At 65.0% G+C, this 21,757-nt stretch carries 18 protein-coding genes and 4 pseudogenes; 16 read left to right on the top strand and 6 right to left on the bottom strand.

All coding sequences use genetic code 11. The features are described 5' to 3' along the window. Nucleotides 1-30 precede the first annotated feature (30 nt). The 3 genes and pseudogenes from ACUP6Y_RS22640 to ACUP6Y_RS22630 form a co-directional block, all read left to right on the top strand. On the top strand, nt 31-1,272 hold the full coding sequence (locus ACUP6Y_RS22640) for a CaiB/BaiF CoA transferase family protein (protein WP_462553235.1): 1,242 nt from the start codon (nt 31-33) through the stop codon (nt 1,270-1,272). A gap of 149 nt (nt 1,273-1,421) precedes the next feature. Further along, nucleotides 1,422-2,129 (top strand): beta/alpha barrel domain-containing protein, encoded by a 708-nt coding sequence (locus ACUP6Y_RS22635; protein WP_462553234.1) that lies wholly within the window; start codon nt 1,422-1,424, stop codon nt 2,127-2,129. Between the two features lie 255 nt (nt 2,130-2,384). After that, nucleotides 2,385-2,740: pseudogene (locus ACUP6Y_RS22630) on the top strand (transposase); the annotation flags it as partial. 90 nt (nt 2,741-2,830) lie between these two features. Here the strand turns inward: ACUP6Y_RS22630 and leuD are convergent. Together leuD and ACUP6Y_RS22620 are read right to left on the bottom strand one after the other, a co-directional pair. Beyond that, the gene (leuD, locus tag ACUP6Y_RS22625) at nt 2,831-3,430 is read right to left on the bottom strand and encodes a 3-isopropylmalate dehydratase small subunit (protein ID WP_462553231.1); all 600 of its coding nucleotides are present in this window, start codon (nt 3,428-3,430) and stop codon (nt 2,831-2,833) included. Nucleotides 3,431-3,631: 201 nt separating this feature from the next. After that, nucleotides 3,632-3,868, bottom strand: coding sequence for a hypothetical protein (locus ACUP6Y_RS22620; RefSeq protein ID WP_462553229.1), 237 nt, complete (start codon nt 3,866-3,868; stop codon nt 3,632-3,634). A 1,004-nt stretch (nt 3,869-4,872) separates the two neighbouring features. Between ACUP6Y_RS22620 and ACUP6Y_RS22615 the strand changes: the two genes are divergently transcribed. From ACUP6Y_RS22615 to ACUP6Y_RS22605, 3 genes are all read left to right on the top strand, one after another. Beyond that, a complete protein-coding gene (locus ACUP6Y_RS22615; protein ID WP_462553228.1) occupies nt 4,873-5,064 on the top strand; it encodes a ferredoxin in 192 nt (63 codons plus the stop codon). Nucleotides 5,065-5,337: 273 nt separating this feature from the next. Further along, nucleotides 5,338-5,862: a DoxX family protein gene (locus ACUP6Y_RS22610; RefSeq protein ID WP_462553227.1), complete on the top strand. Its 525-nt coding sequence runs from the start codon at nt 5,338-5,340 to the stop codon at nt 5,860-5,862. A gap of 92 nt (nt 5,863-5,954) precedes the next feature. Further along, nucleotides 5,955-6,797 (top strand): NADP-dependent oxidoreductase, encoded by an 843-nt coding sequence (locus ACUP6Y_RS22605; RefSeq protein ID WP_260430900.1) that lies wholly within the window; start codon nt 5,955-5,957, stop codon nt 6,795-6,797. Between the two features lie 16 nt (nt 6,798-6,813). Here the strand turns inward: ACUP6Y_RS22605 and ACUP6Y_RS22600 are convergent. The 3 genes and pseudogenes from ACUP6Y_RS22600 to ACUP6Y_RS22590 all read right to left on the bottom strand — a co-directional run. Beyond that, nucleotides 6,814-7,864: pseudogene (locus ACUP6Y_RS22600) on the bottom strand (2-oxoacid:ferredoxin oxidoreductase subunit beta); the annotation flags it as partial. Between the two features lie 71 nt (nt 7,865-7,935). Continuing rightward, the gene (gene fdxA, locus ACUP6Y_RS22595; protein ID WP_125038070.1) at nt 7,936-8,265 is read right to left on the bottom strand and encodes a ferredoxin; all 330 of its coding nucleotides are present in this window, start codon (nt 8,263-8,265) and stop codon (nt 7,936-7,938) included. 295 nt (nt 8,266-8,560) lie between these two features. Continuing rightward, nucleotides 8,561-9,823 (bottom strand): ISL3 family transposase, encoded by a 1,263-nt coding sequence (locus ACUP6Y_RS22590; protein WP_462553224.1) that lies wholly within the window; start codon nt 9,821-9,823, stop codon nt 8,561-8,563. A gap of 262 nt (nt 9,824-10,085) precedes the next feature. On the opposite strand from ACUP6Y_RS22590, the pseudogene istA reads away from it, so the two are divergent. After that, nucleotides 10,086-11,644: pseudogene (gene istA, locus ACUP6Y_RS22585) on the top strand (IS21 family transposase). After that, complete coding sequence (gene istB / locus ACUP6Y_RS22580) at nt 11,641-12,420, top strand: IS21-like element helper ATPase IstB (RefSeq protein ID WP_462551617.1); 780 nt, start codon at nt 11,641-11,643, stop codon at nt 12,418-12,420. Before istA ends, istB begins: the two are co-directional and overlap by 4 nt. Before the next feature lie 881 nt (nt 12,421-13,301). Here istB and ACUP6Y_RS22575 read toward each other — a convergent pair. Further along, nucleotides 13,302-13,823, bottom strand: coding sequence for a MarR family winged helix-turn-helix transcriptional regulator (locus ACUP6Y_RS22575; RefSeq protein ID WP_462553223.1), 522 nt, complete (start codon nt 13,821-13,823; stop codon nt 13,302-13,304). A 707-nt stretch (nt 13,824-14,530) separates the two neighbouring features. On the opposite strand from ACUP6Y_RS22575, the gene ACUP6Y_RS22570 reads away from it, so the two are divergent. The 8 genes and pseudogenes from ACUP6Y_RS22570 to ACUP6Y_RS22535 all read left to right on the top strand — a co-directional run bounded on the left by ACUP6Y_RS22570 (nt 14,531) and on the right by ACUP6Y_RS22535 (nt 21,674). After that, complete coding sequence (locus ACUP6Y_RS22570) at nt 14,531-15,784, top strand: iron-containing alcohol dehydrogenase (RefSeq protein WP_307718979.1); 1,254 nt, start codon at nt 14,531-14,533, stop codon at nt 15,782-15,784. Next, nucleotides 15,777-17,276 (top strand): NAD-dependent succinate-semialdehyde dehydrogenase, encoded by a 1,500-nt coding sequence (locus tag ACUP6Y_RS22565; protein ID WP_462553222.1) that lies wholly within the window; start codon nt 15,777-15,779, stop codon nt 17,274-17,276. Before ACUP6Y_RS22570 ends, ACUP6Y_RS22565 begins: the two co-directional genes overlap by 8 nt. Nucleotides 17,277-17,318: 42 nt before the next feature. Beyond that, on the top strand, nt 17,319-18,308 hold the full coding sequence (locus ACUP6Y_RS22560; RefSeq protein ID WP_125038067.1) for an Ldh family oxidoreductase: 990 nt from the start codon (nt 17,319-17,321) through the stop codon (nt 18,306-18,308). A gap of 328 nt (nt 18,309-18,636) precedes the next feature. After that, nucleotides 18,637-18,920: pseudogene (locus tag ACUP6Y_RS22555) on the top strand (integrase core domain-containing protein); the annotation flags it as partial. 68 nt (nt 18,921-18,988) lie between these two features. Further along, nucleotides 18,989-19,336 (top strand): cytochrome P450, encoded by a 348-nt coding sequence (locus ACUP6Y_RS22550; RefSeq protein ID WP_462553221.1) that lies wholly within the window; start codon nt 18,989-18,991, stop codon nt 19,334-19,336. Next, nucleotides 19,327-20,187, top strand: a complete 861-nt coding sequence (locus ACUP6Y_RS22545; protein ID WP_125038064.1) for an aldo/keto reductase — start codon at nt 19,327-19,329, stop codon at nt 20,185-20,187. The genes ACUP6Y_RS22550 and ACUP6Y_RS22545 overlap by 10 nt, the downstream gene beginning before the upstream one ends. Before the next feature lie 104 nt (nt 20,188-20,291). Further along, nucleotides 20,292-20,756 carry a nuclear transport factor 2 family protein gene (locus tag ACUP6Y_RS22540; protein ID WP_125038063.1) on the top strand — a complete coding sequence of 155 codons (465 nt, stop codon included), beginning with the start codon at nt 20,292-20,294 and terminating at the stop codon, nt 20,754-20,756. A 108-nt stretch (nt 20,757-20,864) separates the two neighbouring features. Further along, entirely contained in the window at nt 20,865-21,674 is an 810-nt protein-coding gene (locus tag ACUP6Y_RS22535) for a mycofactocin-coupled SDR family oxidoreductase (RefSeq protein ID WP_462553220.1), read from the top strand. Nucleotides 21,675-21,757: the final 83 nt, after the last annotated feature.

The raw sequence follows: 21,757 nt of genomic DNA, 5'->3' as shown, positions 1-21,757 counted from the left end.
GTGGTCGACTCCGACAGACCCGCAGACTTCATGGACGCAGAGCTCGGTCGCCCGCTCGAAGGCATTCGCGTGATCGAGCTAGGGAACTACATCGCCGCACCGACAGCAGGTCGCCTGTTGGCGGACTTCGGTGCCGAGGTGATCAAGGTGGAACGGCCCCGAACCGGTGATGAGCTGCGCAACTGGCGACTGTACGCCGGCCACACGTCGCTCCTTTACCGCACGATCAACCGGGGGAAGAAGTCGATCGCGCTCGACCTGCGGACCGAGGCCGGGCGCGACACCGTGCTAGAACTCGTCGAGCGATCGGACGTTCTGCTCGAGAACTTTCGTCCCGGGACGCTGGACGGGTGGGGCCTGGGTGCAGCGCGGTTGCAGGCCGTCAATCCGGAGCTAGTCGTGGCCCGGGTCTCCGCGTTCGGTCAGACGGGTCCCTTGTCGAGCCGCCCAGGATTTGCAGCCGTTGCCGAGGCGTACGGCGGCCTGCGTGCGCTCGTCGGTGAGGCCGACCGGCCACCTTCGAGGACAGGCGTCTCGATCGGAGACTCGATCGCAGGACTCTACGCCGCTTTCGGTGTGGTGATGGCGCTGTTCCAGCGTGACTCACGACGCGCGGCCGGAGAGCCACGTCTGGGCCCCTGCGAGCAGCATGTCGACGTCGCCTTGCACGAGGCCGTCTTTTCCATGATGGAGTCGCTGATCCCCGATCGGTCCGCCTACGGAGTCAATCGCGAACGAGTCGGTGGTCGCATGGAAGGGATCGCACCGACCAACGCGTACGCGTGCGCTGACGGATCAAGCGTGGTCATCGCGGCCAACGGTGACTCGATCTTCCGCCGCTGCATGCAGGTCATCGGGCGAACGGACCTGGGGGAGAATCCTGGGCTGCAGACGAATACTGAGCGGTGGAAGCACCGAGACCTCCTCGACTCCGCGATCGGCGCGTGGACAGAGAGTTGCACTCGAGCCGAAGCACTAGCCGAGCTCGACCGAGCCGGCGTCCCCGCGGGCCCGATCCTCGAAGCTGCAGATATCATCGACGATCCTCATTATCGTGCACGCGGAATGATCCAAACCCTTCCCGTGGATACCGGCAGCGGCATCGAGGCTGTTGACTTCCCCGGCATCGTCCCCCTTCTGGGATGTCGTTCGTTGCAGGTCCGATCGGTGGGGCCGGACCTCGGGGAGCACACCGAGTCTGTGTTGCGAAGCGTCCTGGGAAAGACGACTGCGCAGATTGAGCGGGTGCTCGAGGAAGGTGTTCACGCGTGACCCAGGAACCGGTACAGAGCGCCGCGATCCGAGACGTTACCGTGCGCGACGGCCTCCAGCTCACTGGAAAGTCGCTCACGACAGAGCGCAAGGTCGAAGTCATCTGATCACTGTTTGCGCTCGGCATCACCGAGATCGAGATCGGCTCCATGGCCCGACCTGATCTGATTCCGCAGCTCGCCGATAGTCTCGAAGTAGCCGCAGCGCTCACTCCGGCGGAGTTGGCCAGCAGTTGGATGTGGGTCGCTACTCCACAGCACGTACGGAAAGCAGCGGCCGTGGGAGTCGTCAACTTCCAGTACGTGGTCTCGGTGTCGGGCAGTCACAATCAGGCAAACGTTGCGCGCACAACCGACGTGAGCATGGATGGCCTGCCTGAGGCAATCGAGGTCGCGCAGTCCGTAGGTGGCGTCATGCAACTCGGACTGGCGACTGCTTTCACCTGCCCGTTCGAAGGTGTGATTGACCCCAACCGTGTGCTCGAGATCATCAACGATCCGCGCACCGAAGGCCTCGACGAGGTCGTCCTCTGCGACACGCTCGGCCAAGCACGACCGTCAGAGGTGTCTAGCCTTGTGCGCAAGGTCCGTGAGCTGAGTCCGGTACGGCGGATCGGCTACCACGGACATGACACCTGGGGCATGGGCGTAGCGAATACCCTGGCTGCCGTCGCCGCGGGAGCGACCATGGTCGACAGCGCGCTGGGGGGGACTCGGCGGATGCCCCTTCGCACCCGGCGCGAGTGGAAACGCAGCGACCGAGGACGTGTCATACGCCTTGGAACCGGAGTGGTTGGACCCGGCTTCGTTCGCCACCATGGTCCGGCTGTCCCAGCGCCTCCTGGCGGAGCTGGGTGAACCCAACCGCTCACGGGCGGTCGACGGTTCTCGAAGTACCGCCTGCGCCTTTCCTTGGGTGCTGGCGGATAGCCAGCGGTAGTCCAGGGCCGAGCCACGGATGGTCACGAAGAAGTAATGGTGGGACGACTAGGCATCGCCACCGGGGTGACGTCCCATGAGGTGGTGTTCGTCGTGTTGACGATGACGTACGCGGCCACCGTGCCGCGTTCAGTGAGACCTAGCGATAGCACTCATGGCAGGACCTGAAGCACGATGGCCCTGCACAATCCTGCCCAACTCGAGGTGCTGGAAGCCATGCAGGCTGGGGCGTCGAGGACCGGGTCCGCACGGCGGCCCAGACGATCTACCAGGCGTTGATCGCTGCCGAGCTCACTGCGGTGATCGGCGCTGGCCACTGGGAACGCACCGTGGACCGCACTGCGCAGGGCAACGGCAGCCGTCCGCGGACGCTCACGACGTCCACGGGCGACTTGGAGCTGCGGATCCCGAAGCTGGCGGATCCCGAAGCTGGCGGCCGGGTCGACCGGGCGCTGTTCGCGGTGATCATGGACGTCTACCGGGACGGGGCCTCCACGAGGAAGGTCGACCACTCGGTCAAGGCGCTGGGTGCCGACACCGGGTCCGAGGGCCGCGAACCGTGTCGGTTGTCGGGTAGCTCGAGGGGGTCTCTCGCATTCTCGAAACGGACGCTGGGTCCCTCAGGTCGCCGATGTAGAGGTGCGCGGCAGCCAGGACGGCCTCAGTGATTCAAAGGCAGCGATGTCGGCCTCGTTCGCGAGTGTCGCTGCAATGTCGTCCACCCCCTCCAGCAGTCGATGGCGGGTGTGGTCGTCGACCTCGAACGGCGCGGTCAGTCCGTCAATGGCGACGGTCCGGTTCTGCAGGTCGACGCTGATCTGTGTGGTAGGCGCACTCTCGATGGCGCCCCAGAGAAGCTCCACCACGCTCTCAGACACCTGCGCTGCCAGCAGGCCTGACTTGCCCGCATTGCTCTTGAAGATGTCGGCGAACCTACTGGACAGGACCACCCTGTACCCGGAGTCCATCAGAGCCCACACCGCATGCTCTCGCGACGATCCCGTGCCGAAGTCCTGGCCCGCGACGAGGATGCTGGCGCCTCGAAACTCTGGTTTGTTTGCGACGAAGTCCGGGTCGTCGCGCCAGGCCGCGAACAGACCATCCTCGTAGCCGGTCCGGGTAACTCGCTTCATGTAAGAAGCTGGGATGATCTGGTCCGTATCGACGTTGCTGCGACGGAGGGCGAGCCCGGTTCCGACGTGGTGCGTGAACCTGTCCATCTGGTTCTCCTTCCAATTTTAAAGAGATGACTGGGGTGGCCCATCACCCTTCGAATGTTCTTGGAGATGCGCCACCGACGGTTCGCGCGGCGGAACACCCAGCGGTTCAGGGCGTGACTCTGATATCCGACCTCGGGTGCGAAGTTGCCGTGATGGCGCGCGTAGATGATGGAGTTGCTGATGATGAGCGCCGTCTCGTGGTCATTCAGCGTGAAGACCGACGGCTGCCCGTCGGTGTTGGCACATGCCCATGAGTCGCTCGTGCCTAGGCGCGGTGGCGACCAGGTGCAGCTCGTCGTGGCTGGTGACTCGGCCGGACTCCACCGGCCAGTCGACCTTGGTCGGGTGGCCTGCCATCGGACTCAGTGTGTCCTTGAGGCAGGCGGAGTCGTTGTAGAAGTTGACTTCCATGCGCCCGTCCTCGGTGAACAGCTCCACGCATCCGCGGGCGAGACTGAAGTTGGCGTAGAAGCCGTAAGAGCGAGTAGTTCTCGGCAGTCACGCCAATCCTCCAGAGCGTAGTTTCTCCGCTCGACGCCGTCGCTTACGGCCTCGGGCGGGCTTGCCTCAGGCATCGCGGTACACGCCGTTCAATTGTCCATCGGCGGGCCCCATCTGCAGTTGTACGTTGTGCGAGCCCGCGAAGTGGCGTGCGCGACGCGCGTGACGTTGCGTTCGGCTCTGGCAGTTGGGAATCTACGGGTCTGCTGAGCGGTCAGGTTCTGGCACCGTGCTCAGCATCGCCTCGCGCCATTCGGTAGGGGTCAACGGTTGGGGAAGGCGGTCGTCGCCGCAGATCTCGAGCCGTGTCGTTGGGCCGACGGCGTCGCATTCTCGGTGCATCAAGTTCTCCTCCGTCTCGCACCTCCGTGGAGGTCGGAAAGCGCCCAGAGCCGATTTGCGCGGCGTTCCTCGTGTTCGCCTATATTACTCAGTAGGCGGAGGAAGATCTGGGTAGCGTCCGGAAAGTGGACATGCCTCCGTGTCCCATCGGGCGTTCGCGTGCATCTCGTCAGTTGTCGCCGACGCACGGTGTCTCGAGCGCCAGGGCGCAGCCGCGCGCGAACGCCCTCATGGAGATCGAGTGCGGCGGCTGGTGTATCGCCGAAGCGTGGCTAGGCCGATCTTCGGCGAGGTGTTCACGCGGTGCCCGGGCCTCAAGCTGGTGCCGACCGAGCACAAGGGCGGAAGGAATCGGCAGAGCGGGGCAGATGTGCGAGCCGACCACGGTGCCCGGCTCGCCAGCGCTGCGAAGGGGCGACACCTGGCAACCCTTGAACTGGGCTCCGACCGGGTGGTACACTTTCCGTGTACTGATTAATTCTAATGTCGCGAAAGCAGCTCGACGCGGGCCACTACCGCCCGCGGTGGGCATGCAGGGCCGGTGGGTCGCGTTGCAGCGGCTCGAGGTGTCGGTCGGAGTTCTGAATGTGAGGTTGAAGATGAATGTCGAGATCGACGAGGAGATGTGCGTCGGTGCCGGTCAGTGCGTCCTGACGGCACCGTTGGTCTTCGATCAGCGAGAAGAGGACGGGATCGCGATCCTCGTAGAGGACCCTCCGGAGTCGGAACGAGAGAACGTCGAGGAAGCGGTCAGCCGCTGCCCGTCTCAGGCGATTCGGATGACCGACTGACCTGAGAAACAGGGTCCCGCGCCGAACGGGCGGAACGGCACTCCCTGCTGCCTGCGTCGGTATGCCTCCTTCGGCGGCTGCTTGTCGCCGGTAAAATTACTCAGTATGCAGAGTGGCAATGGCTCGTTGATCGCAGGAATGCGATGAGTCCGGCAGTATCCGTATACCGGAGCATCCGGCGCTGGTGGGGCCGTGTGCTTCCACGAGTGCCCGCCACGACACTGCGGAAGCGATCTCGGCGCTGGTGTCGCCCCAAACGATCGGAGAACTCGAATGTCCGACCCTGCCACGATCGACTTCTCTCTCCTGGTGCTCAGGGGGATTGTGGGTGTGGTGTTCCTCGCCCATGGCTATAACCACGTATGGGGAGGTGGCAAGATCGCGGGCACGGCTCGATGGTTCGACAGCCTCGGCATGCGGCCGGGGCTGGTGCACGCCTGGGTGGCGAGCGTGACCGAGCTCGGGGTGGGAGCCCTCCTTCTCGCCGGGCTGCTGATACCGCTGGCCGCGGCCGGCGTGGTGGGGGTCATGGTGGTGGCGCTCGTCACCAACCATCTGCGCAACGGGTTCTTCATCTTCCGTCCGGGCGAGGGATACGAGTACGTCCTCACCCTCATCCTGGTAGCCGTTGCGCTCGGAGGCCTCGGGGCAGGGAGCTGGTCGCTGGACGCCGCACTGGACATCGACTTCTCGGGCTGGACGGGACTCCTGGTCGCCGTTATTTGTGGTGGCGGGGGCGCCGCCGTCCTGCTCGCGCTGTGCTGGCGGCCCGCACGCATTCCGGTGACAGCACCTTGATCGCTGCCCGACGCTGGGTGGCCACCCGCCCTGGCGGACTTGAGCACTTCTCGCTCGAGCAGTACGACGTCCCCGTCCCCGAGGTTGGCGAGGTGACCATCGAGGTACGAGCGGCGGGTGTGAACCCGGCCGACCACAAGCACGCGGCAGGTGGCAACGCCTCTGAATTCCCCAAGCCGATCGGCTACGAGGTCGCTGGCGTGCTTGCCGCGATTCCATCCCGAACCCAGATCGCCTCCGGTGGCGGTACGGTCGGGCAGGAGGTGCTCGCCTTCAGAGTCGCGGGCGGGTGGTCATCGCATGTGACCGTGCGGGCATCTGACGTCTTCGCCAAGCCCGACAACCTGTCCTTCGCCGAGGCCGCCAACCTGCTTCTTGCCGGGACGACGGCGTCCGAGATGTTGCACGTCACCGGCGTCTCGAGCGGAGAGACGATCGTCGTGCACGGCGGTTCGGGAGCTGTGGGTGTCGCCGTGCTCCAGCTAGCGCGGCGCATGGGTGTACGGGTCGTGGCCACATGCGGTCAGCACAGCTTCGAGCGCGTTCGTGGCTTCGGTGCCGAGCCGGTCCGGTACGGCGATGGCTTGGTCGCGCGCCTCCAGGCAGCTGCTCCGGAAGGTATCGCCGCGTCGCTCGACTGCGTAGGCACGGACGAAGCGGTGAGCGCATCGACGGCGGTGGTCGCTGATCGCGGTCGCATCGTTACGATCGCCTCGGCTCATCGGGCAACGACGGAAGGGTTCCATGCCCTCGCGGGATCGAACCCGGTGAGCGCGACCTATCGTAATGGTGTGCGCTCCCGGCTCATCGAGGCGGCGGCAGCCGGTGAGATCGAGGTGCCGGTCGCGCGGACCTTCCCGCTCGAGGCCGCCCCGGATGCGCTCCGGGTGCTCCTGGGACTGCACCCCGGGGGCAAGCTCGCGCTGGTGACCTGACTAGCGTGCGGCCGGCTCAGGTGACCGTCCATGTGTCGCCGCCGCCGATGAGCGCCGCGAGACGATCGGAGGGCTCGCTGGGGGCGGCGTACTGGGCGGTCGTGACCTGCGCCCGGGCCTGGTCGTCGTGCGACGGCCGCGCGACCTGGCGGAGGATGCCGATCGTCGCCTGGTGCAGGTAGTCGGCCGCGGTGAGACGGGAGATCGCGAACGCCGTGGTCGCGTCGGGGTTGGGGGCGTCATGGACGAGGGTCGCGTCCTCTCCGACTTCGGCGACCGCAGCGATCTTCACGCCACCGGGCCCCCGGGGCCGAGACCACGGATCACGCCCTTGGACCCACGCCCGAACTGTCGGTGCCGCCGAAGCGGATCGGCTCGCCGTGGGTCAGCGGGATGATCGCGTCGGCCTTGGTGTCGTTGTTCTTGATGGCGTCGAAGGCGCCGTCGTTGAAGATCGGGCAGTTCTGGTAGATCTCGACGAACGAGGTGCCGCGGTGGGCGGCGGCCGCGGACAGGACCGGCGTGAAGTGCTTGCGGTCGCTGTCGATGGTGCGGGACACGGCAGTGCCCTCGGCGCCGAGCGCGAGGGACACCGGGTTGAAGGGGTGGCCTAGGGAGCCCATGGGGGGACTCGGTGATCTTGCCGGTTCTCGCTGGTGGGGGAGTACCGGCCCCTGGTGAGGCCGTAGATGCGGTTGTTGAACAGCATGATGGTCATGTTGACGTTGCGGCGCCGCGTGGATCAGGTGGTTGCCGCCGATCGAGAGCGCGTCGCCGTCGCCGGTGACCACCGACACCGAGAGGTCCTCCCGCGCAGTGGCGATCCCGGTCGAGATCGAGGGGGCGCGGCCGTGGTTGGAGCGCATCCCGTAGGTGTCCAGGTAGTAGGGGAACCGGCTGGAGCAGCCGGTTCCCGGACACGAACACGATGTTCTTCCGGCGCAGTCCTGGGTGGGCAAGAACGACTGCACGGCCGTGAGCACCGCATAGTCGCCACATCCCGGGCACCAGCGCACCTCCTGGTCGGAGGTGACTCCTTGCCGGCGTGCGGCCCGTCCGCAGGGTCGTGACGGCGCACCAGGTCAGGGCCGGTGCGGCCCGGGTCGAGCGTCGGGACGGGAAGGGTCGACGGTGGCGGTCATGCCTGCCCCGCGCGGCGGACCGGGAGGGGGGTGATCTCGCGGTGGTCGCGGTCGGTCAGGTCCACGGCCGCGGCGCCTCCGGGCGACCCGATCTCGGCGAAGAACTCCGCGTTGAATCGCGTGAAGTCTGCGTCCTCGGCCGGGACGTCGTCCTCGTAGAAGATCGCCTCCTCGGGGCACACCGGCTCGCACGCACCGCAGTCCACGCACTCCTCGGGCTGGATGTAGAGCATCCGAGCACCGGCATAGATGCAGTCGACCGGGCACTCGTCCACGCAGGCGCGGTCCTGGACGTCGAGGCAGCCCGAGGCGATCACGTAAGTCATAGCGCAGTCCTCATCGGATCCTTCACTGGTTCTTCACTGGTTTCGGCAGGTGCTGACGATGATGGCGGTATCGATGACCGGTTCGACTGAGCGCGCCTGCAATGCCCGTCTGGAAATCCTCAGTATACGGAAGAAAATAGGTGTTAGGTCAGCCACAGTCAAGTTGCCCGCCGTCGTGTCGCGGGGCGTACGAGTTGCTGGCGGCACCTGAATCCAGGTTCGACCAAGTGTCGGCGCGCTGGTCTCCATATTTGTCCGTGGCCATGAAAAAGGGCTCTCCTGACCCTTCCGTGGGTCATTTGCGGCCGGGGAGCACTGGTGGGTGGCCGCCGAGGTTGAGCATGGCCAAGGCGATCAGGGCTTCGGGTGAGCGGAAGCCGAAGGCGACCCGGGTGATCAGTCGGATCTTGGTGTTTACCGACTCGATGCGTCCATTGGACAGGCCGTGCTCGATCGCGGCGAGGATAGAGGCTCGGTGCTTGACGATCCGGCGTTGCAGATCGACGAAGGCCGAGATCCGACAGCGACGGGCCCAGCCGATCCAGACGTCGAGGGCCTCTTCGGCCTCGTCGTGCGGGAGCTGGAACACCAGCCGGAGGCCTTCCTTGAGCAGGTAGGCGCGGTGCAGGCGCGGATCGGTCTTGGCGACCCAGGCGAGCTTGGCCCGCTGCCGGAGGGTGAGGTTCTCGGGGTTCTTCCACAACGCGAACCTGGCGTGTTTGAGTGCCTTCGCCTGGCCGCTGGCTCGTCCGGCGCGGCGCTGGGTGACGGCGCCACGGGCCTCGTTCCAGGCCTGCCGGCGGACCTCGTCCAGCGCGTCGGTGGCCCAGCGGACAACGTGGAACGGATCAGCGCAGCGCACCGCGTTCGGACACCGCTGTGCGACCACCGTGCTGATCCAGTCCGCCCCGTCTGCAGAGATGTGGGTGATCTGGGCGCTGCGCTCGGGGCCGAGGGCGTCGAAGAACTTCTCCAGGGTTGCCTTGTCACGGCCCGGTGCGGCCCACACCAGCCGACCACTGTCGTGGTCGACGACCACGGTCAGATATCGGTGCCCGCGCTTGTACGAAATCTCATCGATCCCCAGCCGTCGCAGGTCCGCGAACCGGTCGTGCAGGGCTTCGACGTCGGCCCAGACCCGGGTGATGATCGCGCCGACGGTGCGCCAGGCGATCCGCATCAGCTCGACCACCGCGCTCTTCGAGCACTGGGTGGCCAACCAGGCCACCTGCTCGTCGAACACGACTGTGTGGCCGGCCGCGTGCCGTGCCCAGGGCACCGCGACGACCGTCGGGCCATGTTCGAGACACCTCACCCGCGGTGCGTCCGCCTCGAGCACGACCTGGATCGTGCCTAGGTCCAGTGCCCGCCACCGTCGCCGGCCTTCTCCGGCGTCGTAGCCAGGCGAAGGTCGCCCGCACCGTCCACAACGACCGCGAGCACGCTTCCGCGGCCGCACATGGGCCACCAACAGCTCTTCGTCCTCGTCGAACTCGATGTCCTCCACGACCGTCTTCTCGACCCCCAACAGGGCGCGCCATAAGGTGGCGTTCTGCACGCCGTTCTCCGCTCACTGGTTTCGGTTCCTCAACAGCTCAGAAACCTAGACAGGGAACGGCGTGCTCACGTTTCAGGCGCGCTCAAGCACCCACGGATGCGTCACAAGAGCCTGAAAAAGTCCCCACTGGTGGCCAGGTCAAGGTCCCCACTGGTGGCCAGATAGAAGTCCCCACCCTTCGCGTGTCGTAGCCGACGTGAGGGCCCTGCGTGGTGACGGTGGCGGTGCCAACCAGTCACCGAGCACCACGCAGGGGCTTCCATTGAAGAACGCGAAGGAACGAATGGACGTGATTGCCGCCTACCGAGACGTAGGCACCTACCGGGGAGCCGCAGAGATCTGCGGCACGACCCATAAGACGGTGAAGCGGATCATCACCGCGCACGAGCTGGCCAGCCAGGGTGGGAGTCCGCAGGTGCGGGCGCCGCGAGCCAGGAACTACGACGGGGTCGCCGACCTGGTCGCGGAGAGTGTGAAGAAGACCGCGGGGAAGATCAGCGCGAAGCGGCTACTGCCGGCGGCGCGCGCTGCCGGCTATGCGGGGTCGGACCGCAACTTCCGGCGGCTGGTCGCCCAGGCCAAGAGCGAGTGGCGACGGGGTCATGCCCGTGCCGGTGGCCGGCGTCCGGCGGTGTGGTCGCCGGGTGAGGTCCTCGCGATCGACTGGGGCGAGGAGATCATCGGCGGGCGGAAGGTCCACGTGTTCTGTGCTGTGCTGGCGTGGTCACGGTTCCGGTTCGTCCGGTTCGCCGCCGATGAGCAGCAGGCCACGACGCTGGGGATGTTGGCGGAGTGCTTCGAGGTTCTCGGCGGGGTCCCGAAGGTCGTGCTGGCCGACCGGATGGGGTGCCTGAAGGGAGGGGTGGTCGCGAACGTCGTCGTGCCTGCACCGGACTACGTCCGGTTCGCGACCCACTACCGGTTCCGGCCCGACTTCTGTCATGGCGCGGACCCGGAGTCCAAGGGCATCGTGGAGAACCTGGTCGGCTACGCCAAGGACGACCTGCTGGTCCCGCTCGAGCTCGACCCTGTTCTTGGCGAGGACCCGTGGGCTGAGGGCATCGCGGGGCTCAACGCCCGCGCCGTGGCGTGGTGTGAGGAGGTGAATGGTCGTTGCCATAGCGAGATCCACGCGATCCCGGCCGAGCGGCTCGACACGGAGCGGGAGCTGCTCGGTGAGTTGCCGTCGCTGCGGCTGGAGGTCGGTTCGAAGCCGATCACCCGCAAGGTCGACAAGCTGTCCTGCATCCGGTTCGCCTCAGCGCGCTACTCGGTCCCGAACCGGCTGATCGGGGCCACGGTCACGGTGCTGGTCGACGAGCGGGACCGGGTGCTGCGAGTGGTCGAGCCGGTCACCGGCGAGGTCCACGCCGAACACCAGTTGGTGGCGCCGGGCGAGACCTCGGTCGTCGATGCCCACTACGACCGGCCACGCCCGGACACTCCGCGTCGCGGAGCACGCCCCAAGACGGTAGTCGAGCGGGAGTTCCTGGAGTTGGGGCCAGTCGCCGAGGCGTTCCTGACCGGCGCCGCGGCCGCGGGTGTGACCAAGCTGGGCAGCGAGATCGCCGAGATCCTCACCCTGGCCGCCGCCCATGGCACCGAACCACTGCTGGCCGCACTCGAACGGGCGGTCGCGTTCGGGCGGTGGCGTTCGGGCGGTGGCGTGCCGACGACGTCCGTTCGATCCTGGCCACCAACGGCCACGCACCCCGGCCGACCGCCGCGGGGCAGGCGCTGGTGATGACCCTGCCCACGGTGCCCACACGGTCGCTGGACGCCTACCGGATCGACGGGACGGATGGGGGTGAGGTGTCGTGACCGCGTCGACCCCACCACCGCTGCCGACGGACCTGAACGAGGGATTGAAGCGGTTGAAGATGGCCGCGATGCGCCGGCTGGCACCCGAGCTGCTGGTCACCGCGAAGACCCAACGGTGGAAGCCCGAGGAGTTCCTCCGCACCCTCATCGAGGCCGAGATCGCCTCGCGTGAGGAGTCCAACGTCCGCACCAGGATGCGGCAAGCAGCCTTCCCTGTGAGGAAGACGCTCGAGGAGTTCGACGTCGCAGCGTCCTCGATCCCACCAGCGACGTTCGACTACCTCTCCTCGTTGGAGTGGATCCGCGCAGCCGAGAACGTGTGCATGATCGGCCCGGCCGGCACCGGGAAGTCCCACACCCTCATCGCACTCGGCATCGCCGCCGTCGAGCACGGTCATCGGGTCCGGTACTTCACCGCCGCCGAGCTCGTCGAGACCCTCTACCGCGGGCTGGCCGACAACAGCGTCGGAAAGCTCATCGAGACCCTGCTGCGCAACGACCTCGTCCTCGTCGACGAGCTCGGGTTCGCGCCCCTGGACGACACCGGCGCCCAGTTGCTGTTCCGGTTCGTCGCAGCCGCCTACGAACGCAGGTCGCTCGGCATCGCGTCCCACTGGCCCTTCGAGTCCTGGGGACGGTTCCTGCCCGAGCACACCACCGCGGTCAGCATGCTCGACCGGCTCCTGCACCACTGCCACACCGTCGTCACCGACGGCGACTCCTACCGCATGCGACAGGCCCGAGCGAAGGGAGGAACCCGACTCACGACCAGCTGAACCCCGAGCGAAGGGTGGGGACCTTTAGTTGGCCACCAGCGGGGACCTCAACTTGGCCATTGACAATAATATTCCTCTCGTATCGACAGCCCCCCAGCCCTCAGGTCTCTCTTGCTCCGCCAGCGGGGAGCGTCGGCAACGCTACGGAGTTACGACGTCAATTGGCGTCCATCACATCGGAATCCTCAATGACCCAAGTTGACGGAGGGCGGGGGCCAGCACCTCGGAACGTCGGCGTAGGGGAAGGCGCCCTGGCCGCGTGCTCGGCCGTCGCGACCTCGTCGGTTCGGCCGATCACCGACTATGAGTGCCACGAGGGCGCCGGTGCTTGCCATCGGTGCAATTGACGATCGCAGGAAGGGCGCCTGGAGCCGCGACCGCGTTTCCCGTGGACGGCCGAGGCGCGCCCGTGATTGCCGAGCACGAGAGCGAACGCGCTGCGGAAGGTCTCGTGTGCGGTTGGGAGGGGGTGGTTCGGAATCTCGACCGCGCGGCGACCCGGCGATCGCCCATCGTGTCGGGAGCCTTAGTCGTTCTTCGGCAGGGGCAGGGCGCCCTTCAAGTCGGGACGTCGGCGTGGTGGACGACGCAGCCGGTCATCTCGGCGGCTACTTGACTACCGAACATCGAGTGTCTGAAGCGCTCGTGACGGCGCCACGAGCCCCGGGGTGGTCGTCGTGATGAAACGAACTCCAAACCTGGCTGTTCGGAGCCGAACAGCCAGGTGGGCTTCTAGCGGGCCGTGACGAGTTTGCGGATGAGTCAAGAGCGTGAGCGTCAGCGCCGATCAGCGCCGTGGAAGGCGCGTCCTTGTCGACGCGAGCGGCCTGCGGAGCTGGCATCGGTCTCGTGCGGCCAAGCGCGGAAGTTGAACTCGGCCCCTACCCGCCATTACGCCCAGAGGAGACGCCCAGGGCATTGCGAACGTTGTTAGATGTCGACGCCTCTCGATGCTTCGAAATGAGTGTCCTGAGGATGCGAAGGAGCGACTTCCGATCGCTCTCCGGCATCGAGGTGAGCAGGGTCTCATTGATCTTATACGCGCCAAGAACTGCGCCTGCATGCACAGCCTTGCCCTCCGGAGTCAGCGACACCAAGTTCCGACGTCCGTCGACGGTGTCACGCGTGCGCCTCACCAACCCTCGCTCGGCCAGCCGCGTCACGATGTTCGCCAGGGTGGATCGGTCGAGGGAGGCAAGTCCTCCGAGCTCGGTCTGGTCGAGCGGTTCGTTGTGGGCAAGATTGTGAAGCACGGCGAACTGCGGTGACGTGAGGCCTCCCACGTCGTCAGAGGAGTTCCACAACGCAAAGTGGACCTGTTGCGACACCCTGATTAGGTATCCCACCTGGTCGACCAACTCGAAGTCGAACTCGCCGCTGTTGTTCTGCGTTTCGTTTGCCATTTCGCCTCATCAGCTGGGTTGGTCCTTGCGACAAGCATAAACGCAGCAGACTGAGGATCTACCCAGCGTCGAGGTGACTCGCCGGGGGGCAATGCAGATCTTGCCCTTGGTCTACGGGCGGCGAGGTCGCTTCGGAGTGATGCCGAGCAAGCAGGTGCCCATCGCCACCCCGTATCTCTGTCCTCTTCCCAGTCCGGACGCGAGTGGCGCCTCGGTAGGCGTTGCCCTGATCGATCCCGACGAACCGCCAGCCGCCCCCGTCGGGGACGTTGCCGAGCTTGGTCACGTCGACGTGGATCAGGTCCCTGGGGCGCTCGCGTTCGTAGTGCTTGGCCGGCTCGCCAGTGACCCGGTCCATGCAGGTCGGCCGGTTGAGTCGGGTCCTCGTGTGCTGGCTGTGTCGGGCCAGGACCGATCCTGCATCCCGACCGGTCCTTCGGCCCGGTAGTGCCGAGCCCACTTGCCGGCGGTGCGCCAAGAGACGTTGAAAACTCAGCTGCTCGGCGGGCGACCAGCCGTCCTCGACGATCAACCGGGCCGGACGGAGCGTCGGCTCGCAAGCGACAGAGTGATGGCGGTGCCCGACGGTGGTGTGGAACCCCCGCGACCGACTGAAAGCAGCGGCGGGCAGAGGTTGCATTGTTCAGTACACGTAGTATCCTGGGCCGCACAACCTTGGATGTCTTGCCTGAGAGGAAGGCCTGGACGTGACGTGCACGAGCGCACTCGTCAGTGCTGAGTCTGCATTTGGAGTGCTTCGGTTACCGCGGACGATCCTTGTCGGGGCCGGGCAACGTCGAAGTGTGGGTATGTTGGCGCGGGACTTCGGCAAGGCAGCCCTCATCTGCACCGACTCCCGGTTGGCAAAGTCCGACGTGATCGCAGAGATCGTGAGCGACCTACAGTCCGAGGGGCTTTCCACTGAGGTCTTCAGTGACACCGAACCCGAACTGCCGCTATCGGGGATCAGCTCATGTGTCGACCGCCTACGCGGGCGTCACTTCGATGTCGTAATAGGCGTTGGTGGCGGCAGTTGTATTGACATGGCGAAAGTCGTCGCGTTGATGCTGACTCACGGCGGCTCCCCACGCGACTACTTCGGAGAATTCGCGGTTCCTGGGCCGGTCATGCCAATCATCGCCGTGCCAACGACTTCGGGCACAGGCTCCGAGGCGACGGCGATCGCGGTCGTCGGAGACCTCGAGCGAGGCATGAAGATGGGTATCTCTAGTCCCTACATGATCCCAGTTGCCGCAGTCTGCGACCCAACCCTCACGCTGAGCTGCCCTTCCTCGCTAACGTCTGCGACGGGAGCGGACGCACTCGTCCACCTCGTCGAGTCATACACGGCAGTCGTGCGTGAACGCACAACTCAGCTGCCGCATGAGCGCGTCTTCATTGGAGCAAGTCCACTTACCGGTTCTATCGCGCTCGAAGGCGTTCGTCTGGTCGGCCGAAGTTTGGTTGCCGCCTATCGCGAACCGGGAAACCTCGCCGCTCGGGGAGACATGATGCTCGCGGCACTTTACGGTGGGATCTCCCTAAGTAATGCCGGCACTGCGGCTGCACACGCCCTCCAGTATCCGATCGGGGCTCTCACCCACACGTCGCACGGTCTTGGGGTCGGTCTACTCCTTCCTTACGTCATGCGTTACAACTTCCCAGCGATTCAACCTCAACTGGCCCGGATCGCCGAGACCCTCGGCTGCGACACGGTTGGCGCTGACGTTCCGGACGCAGCGCGAGAAGCTGTCTTGGCCATAGACCAGATTCTCGCGGACATTGACATCCCGCCCACCCTTGCAGACATTGGTGTGCAAGAGGATGACTTGCCAAGAATCGCGGAACTGTCACTAAACTCAAAACGCCTGATTGACAACAATCCCGTCAAGCTGGATATCGACGGGCTCTACGAAATTGTTCGTGCCGCGTTTGTCGGCGATTACTCATTCCGTGGCTGACTTGAAGCGAGGAAAAATGGAGACTGCCGTTGACCGCACCGTGTTGACGATCGACGAGCTAGCAGTGCCAAGCGGCCTATTCATCGGCGGTCGCTGGGTGAATGGCAGCGACTTCGGAACAGTCGGAGTGTTTAACCCGTCGGATGGCTCCCTCCTCACCGAGGTCGCGGACGCGACCCCTGCCGACGGAGCGCGCGCGGTAGGTGCGGCTTCAGAAGCTCTCCCAGCCTGGGCCGCAACTGCACCTCGGACTCGCTCCGAGATTCTTCGCCGATGCTTCGAACTCATGACCCAACGCGGTGAGCAGCTCGCCCGGCTCATCTCCCTCGAGAACGGCAAGGCGATTCACGACGCGCGTTCCGAGGTCGCCTATGCCGCCGAATTTTTCCGTTGGTACGCTGAGGAAGCAGTGCGCTTGATCGGCCAGATCTCGACTGCACCCTCGGGCGCGAACAGAATTGTCGTCGAGCGTCAACCGATTGGTGTGTGTGCGCTCATTACACCGTGGAACTTCCCGGCCGCGATGGCTACGCGCAAACTCGCACCTGCACTCGCGGCCGGATGCACCGCTATCCTCAAGCCAGCAACTTTGACACCGCTCACTTCCTTGGTCATCGCCGACATCATGACGGAAGCCGGGGTTCCGCCGGGTGTGGTCAATGTCCTCACGACGAGCCGTACCGGTGAGGTGATGGACGTTGTCCTAGCCGACCCTCGGGTGCGAAAGCTCTCCTTCACGGGTTCGACTGAGGTCGGGCGGCACCTTCTCAGACGAGCAGCCGACCAAGTTCTCAGCTGCTCCATGGAGCTTGGTGGCAATGCACCCTTCGTGGTCTTTGAGGATGCAGATCTCGACCTCGCAGTCGATGGCGCCATGGTCGCCAAGATGCGCAACGGTGGACAGGCCTGCACGGCAGCCAACCGCATCTACGTTCACCGCGATGTACACGATCTGTTCGCCGAGCGTCTGACCCGACGCATGAGTGCCCTGCGTGTCGGCGCCGCCGTAGACGCTGACACGCAACTCGGCCCGCTCGTGGACGAAGCGAGCGTCGTCAAGATTGAAGACCTGGTCCGGGACGCCGTTGGGCGTGGTGCGACCGTTACGGTCGGCGGCTCGAGAATCGACTCGCCAGGGCACTTCTACGCTCCAACGGTCGTGACTGAAGTGCCCTCGGACGCGCGTATGGTCACTGAGGAGATCTTTGGTCCGGTTGCATCGATCATCCCGTTCGATACTGACGAAGAGGCGATCGCTGCGGCGAACTCCACCGAGTACGGACTTGCCGCGTACGTCTTCACCGAAGACTTGCGACGCGGACTGCGAGTGGCTGGCCGCATCGAAAGTGGAATGGTTGCGGTCAATCGAGGGCTCGTCTCTGATCCGGCTGCGCCGTTCGGTGGCGTCAAGCAGAGTGGGCTTGGCCGGGAAGGCGCCCACGAAGGGATGCTGGAGTTCACGGAGACGAAGTACATCGCGGTCGACTGGTGAAGGCGCACTGCAGAAGGCAGAATCGAACTCCCAGGAGACTGCGTGCTCATTCCGGTTGAGACCGTCAGGTCGAAAGCAACCGACGTGCTGGTCCGCGCCGGTGTTTCTCATCAGAACGCTCACAGCTTGGTTCGGTTCCTGCTAGAGGCCGAGCTGCGTGGCTTTCCGTCACACGGCTTGCTGCGTCTTCCACGGGTAGTCGAACGGCTGCGAAACGGAGTCCTCGATGGCCGCACAAAAGGTAAGCACACGTGGGACAGATCTGCTCACCTAGCTGTTGACGGGGAGCGGGGGATCGGTCCGGTCGTCGCAGAGCATGCTCTGTCTGCGATCTCTGCGCGCGCCAAAGTCACGGGAGTCGCAATTGCGACTATCTCCAACAGCAACCATATTGGCATGCTCGCGCTGTACGCAGAGGAGATCGCTCACGCTGGCCAAGTTCTCATCGGGCTCACCACCAGCGAGGCGCTCGTGCACCCATGGGGTGGACGGCTCGCAATGGTGGGAACCAATCCCATCACTATTGGAGTTCCAGCCGAGCCACAGCCATTCGTGCTGGATATGGCCACAAGCCTAGTAGCTATGGGGAAGATCCACGACTACGCCCATCGCGGTCAGCCGCTGCCGGATGGATGGGCAGTCGATGCGCAGGGAAACCCAACGAATGATGCAGATGCTGCGCGGGAGGGTGCAATCGCACCTTTCGGCGGTGCAAAGGGATATGCCCTCGGCCTCGCCTTCGAAGCGCTCGTCGCGAGCCTCACCGACAGCGCGACCGGACGAGCCGTGGTGGGCACCCTAGATTCAACGCAAGTGTGCAACAAGGGTGATGTCTTCATCGTGGCCCAACCCACCACTTCCCCGCGAGTGGTTTCTGAATACCTGGACGCAATTCGTGCAACTCCGCCGACAGATCCGGCCGCACCGGTGAGGGTGCCCGGCGACCGTTCCCGGCGACACCACGAGATGAGCCAGCATGGTCTGGACCTCCCAGACGGGGTGTGGCGCGAGATCTGCGCTCTGGACGGCTGACTGCTCCTCGACGTCAAAGGGCGGTCCGCGGGATACTCGTGCCGCCTTCCGCTGCCAAGTTCCTCTTGGACCGCGTCCCTGCTCTTGGCCGGCTGAACGTAGCGGTCGATCGAGTCCGCGCCCACCTTCTGCAGCACCTTGACCGCCTCGGCGGAGTACTTCGGCGCCCGCTGCCGGGGGCGCTGTTGGGCGACTGCCCGGCCGGCGCCCTCGGTGGCCCCTGCCGCGTCCGCGACCAGCCGCCGTCGCGCGGCCATCCCGTGACTGCCACGACCTCGTCCAGGACGCGGCCCTTCTCCGTCTTCGAGCCCCCGCGTACGCCTTCGCGTCGGTGAACGCTCCGCAGGCCCGGCACGATCCCTACACGCCCCGGCACAACGGCAAGGTGGAGCGATACTCGCGGATCCTTGCCACGAGCTGCTCTACGCCCGCCCCTGGCGCAACGAAGCCCATCGCTGCGACGCGATCGCTACCTGGAACCTGCACTCCAACCATGATCGGCCCCACAGCGCCGCCGGCGACAAGCCCTCGGCCTCACGCCTTCGCACCAGCGTCATCAGCAACCACCGTCAGCGGGCAGTTCTCGTGAGTCTCGTCGCGCTCTTGACCTGAGATCGCCATCACGCCTAGTCTCTCAATAAGCTCTGTACGCGGATGAAATTTCAACAGGAGGCGTCGATGTGATCGCTGAAGGGCGCATGATGGTGAACAAGGTAGAAGTCGATGGCGTGGCACTCGCGCGGGGAGACCGAGCTATGCGCTTGCTGGCTGCGGTCAACCGGGACCCGGCAGAGTTCGGGGCACCGGAGGAGTTTCGCATCGACCGCGCGCGGAACCAGCACCTGACCTATGGTGCCAAGATTCAACGATGTGTTGGCGTCCCCTTGGCGCGGCTGGAGATGCGCGCGACCCTCGAGGAGGTCCTGCGTCGCACGCCCAAGATCCGCGTCGAGTACCCAGAGGCGATGCGTCTCAAGTTCGCGACCACCCATTCCACGCTCACGTCGGTGCCAGCGACATGGGCCTGAGCATGGCGGCTCGCTCAGGCGAGTTCCTGTTGGGCGGTGATATGCCGGTTCACCGGCTCGGCTTTGGGACCGTGCAGCTCAGCGGGCCTGGCGGTTGGGGCGACCCCAAGGACCCAGACGAGGCCGTTCGCGTCCTTCGCCGCGCCGTGGATCTGGGAGTCACGTTTTTCGACACCGCCGACGCCTACGGTCCGTTTGTCGTGGAGCAGCTGATCAGGAAGGCGCTTCATCCTTACCCTCCCGATCTCGTGGTCGGCACAAAGGTGGGCTTCACACGACAAGGGCCCGAACTGGCTGTCGCCTGCGGACGGCCCGAGTACCTTCGCCAGCAGGTGGAACTCAGCCTGCGTCACCTAGCGGTGGAGCGACTCGATCTGCTGCAACTACACCGGGTCGACCCATTGGTTCCGTTCGAGGACCAGGTCGGGGAGTTGAAGAACCTGCAGGTCGAGGGGAAGATCCGACACCTAGGTCTGAGTGAGGTAAGCGTTACCCAGATCGAGCAAGCGCGCCTGATTGCTGACATTGTCTCGGTGCAGAACCTCTACAACCTGGCCAACCGCAGCGCCGAGGACGTTCTGGAGTACTGCTCCAAAGTTGGTCTTGCGTTCATCCCCTGGTTCCCCCTGGCGACGGGCGCTCTGTGCGCGCCGAATGGACCGCTGACGTCGGTCTCGAATCGTACTGGTCACACACCTTCACAGATCGCTATCGCCTGGCTGTTGCGGCGATCTTCGGCGATGCTGCCCATCCCGGGAACCTCGTCCTGCGCTCACCTCGAGGAGAACCTCGCCGCTGCCCAGATCGAGCTCACCGACGAGGACTTTGTGGAGCTCCGTGCCGCGGTTTGACCGCCCATGTCCGTGAAGGCACATTGGGTAATTATCTGTATACTGAGGAAAGGCGTGGCGTAGCAGGTCCTTTGGGGACGTGGTTACACGCTGGAAAGGTAGACATGTTCGCTGAGAACGTAGAAGACGCGCCGTCACGAGGGCCTGATGAAAGGGTGCGAGACCTTGAGGACCGGTTCGCGATTTGCGAACTCAAGACGCGCTACTTCCGAGCCGTGGATAGCCACGACTGGTCACTGCTTGAGTCACTCTTTGTGCCGGATGCAACGTTCTCCACGGGCGGCGCTCCGCACTCTGGGGCTGCGCGGTGGACCGAGCACGTGAGCAAATTCATGGGGGACACCTGGTCGGCGCATCACGGGCACACGCCGGAGATCTCGCTGGACGGGGATGTCGCTTCTGCTATCTGGCCCATGGTGGGCTACCTCCTCCGCCATAGTGGCAGCGGCTACGCCCAGTATGGGCACTACGCGGAGACCTACCAGCGCACCTCGGATGGCTGGCGCATCTCGAGCCTGGCGGTGCGTCACCAGCGCGAAGAACATGATCTGAGCTCAATCGCTCCCTAGGTCGACACGTCCTGGGCGCGCAAACATGACTTCAGGGAAGGAAACGTACGACGTGATTGTGATCCTGACTGTCCACCCCCAGTGCCATGCATGGCCAGAGGTGGCAGCATGACGTTAGCGGGCAAGGTCGCATTTATCACGGGTGCCGCTCGCGGTCAGGGACGGAGTCATGCGATCCGGCTAGCCCAGGCTGGCGCAGCCATCATTGCGGTGGACGTATGCGCCGATATCGACGCCGTCCCTTATAAGTTGGGCACGTCACAGGACCTCGACGATACGGCGGAAGCCGTAAGAGCCGCGGGCGGCCGCATCCACACCGCTGTCGCCGACGTTCGTGACGAGATCGCGCTCCGCAGGGCCTATGCCGAAGGTGTTGCTGAACTCGGGGTACCCACGATTGTCATCGCCAACGCTGGTGTCGCAGTTCTGTCCCTCGACACGCACCCTGATGAGTGGTCGACAACGATCGACATAAATCTCACCGGTGTCTACAACACAGTCCAGGTCGCGGTGCCCGCGATGATTGAGCTCGGGCAAGGTGGATCCATCGTTATTGTGAGCTCCACTGCCGGTTTGAGCGGTGTCGCGGGCAACTCACCAGGCGGATTGGGCTACACAGCTAGCAAGCACGGAGTCGTCGGTCTGATGCGTGCCTACGCCAACTACCTCGCGCCGCACTGGATCCGCGTCAACACGGTCCACCCGACCGCGGTGTCCACCGGCATGATCGAAAATGAGGCCGTGCAGACTTTCGTTCAGAGCAGCCCCTCGATGCACGGGATGGGCAACGCTCTTCCTATCGGCAGGCTCGAGCCCGAGGACATTTCCGACAGTGTTGCGTGGCTCGTATCGGACGCTGCGCGCTACGTGACAGGTGTCGCACTTCCCGTCGACGCGGGGTTTACCAACAACAAGTGAGTACACCGACCTGTGCAGGATCGACGGGTTGAACCGGTGGATCCAATGTGCGCGGGGGGCGGTTTTACGCACCCAAACGGGTC

The organism is Nocardioides sp. S5-5 (genome assembly GCF_054954065.1).
Note: the sequence above shows the minus strand (reverse complement) of the source record. Positions and strands in the feature narration are given on the sequence as shown.

Excerpts from the sequence above, each read along its gene's own strand:
- fdxA (WP_125038070.1), bottom strand. The coding sequence starts at position 8,265 with ATGACTTACGTGATCGCCTCGGGCTGCCTCGACGTCCAGGACCGCGCC.
- ACUP6Y_RS22535 (WP_462553220.1), top strand. The coding sequence starts at position 20,865 with ATGACGTTAGCGGGCAAGGTCGCATTTATCACGGGTGCCGCTCGCGGT.
- leuD (WP_462553231.1), bottom strand. The coding sequence starts at position 3,430 with ATGGACAGGTTCACGCACCACGTCGGAACCGGGCTCGCCCTCCGTCGC.
- ACUP6Y_RS22610 (WP_462553227.1), top strand. The coding sequence starts at position 5,338 with ATGTCCGACCCTGCCACGATCGACTTCTCTCTCCTGGTGCTCAGGGGG.
- ACUP6Y_RS22540 (WP_125038063.1), top strand. The coding sequence starts at position 20,292 with ATGTTCGCTGAGAACGTAGAAGACGCGCCGTCACGAGGGCCTGATGAA.
- ACUP6Y_RS22635 (WP_462553234.1), top strand. The coding sequence starts at position 1,422 with ATGGCCCGACCTGATCTGATTCCGCAGCTCGCCGATAGTCTCGAAGTA.
- ACUP6Y_RS22640 (WP_462553235.1), top strand. The coding sequence starts at position 31 with ATGGACGCAGAGCTCGGTCGCCCGCTCGAAGGCATTCGCGTGATCGAG.
- ACUP6Y_RS22575 (WP_462553223.1), bottom strand. The coding sequence starts at position 13,823 with ATGGCAAACGAAACGCAGAACAACAGCGGCGAGTTCGACTTCGAGTTG.
- ACUP6Y_RS22545 (WP_125038064.1), top strand. The coding sequence starts at position 19,327 with ATGGGCCTGAGCATGGCGGCTCGCTCAGGCGAGTTCCTGTTGGGCGGT.
- ACUP6Y_RS22615 (WP_462553228.1), top strand. The coding sequence starts at position 4,873 with ATGAATGTCGAGATCGACGAGGAGATGTGCGTCGGTGCCGGTCAGTGC.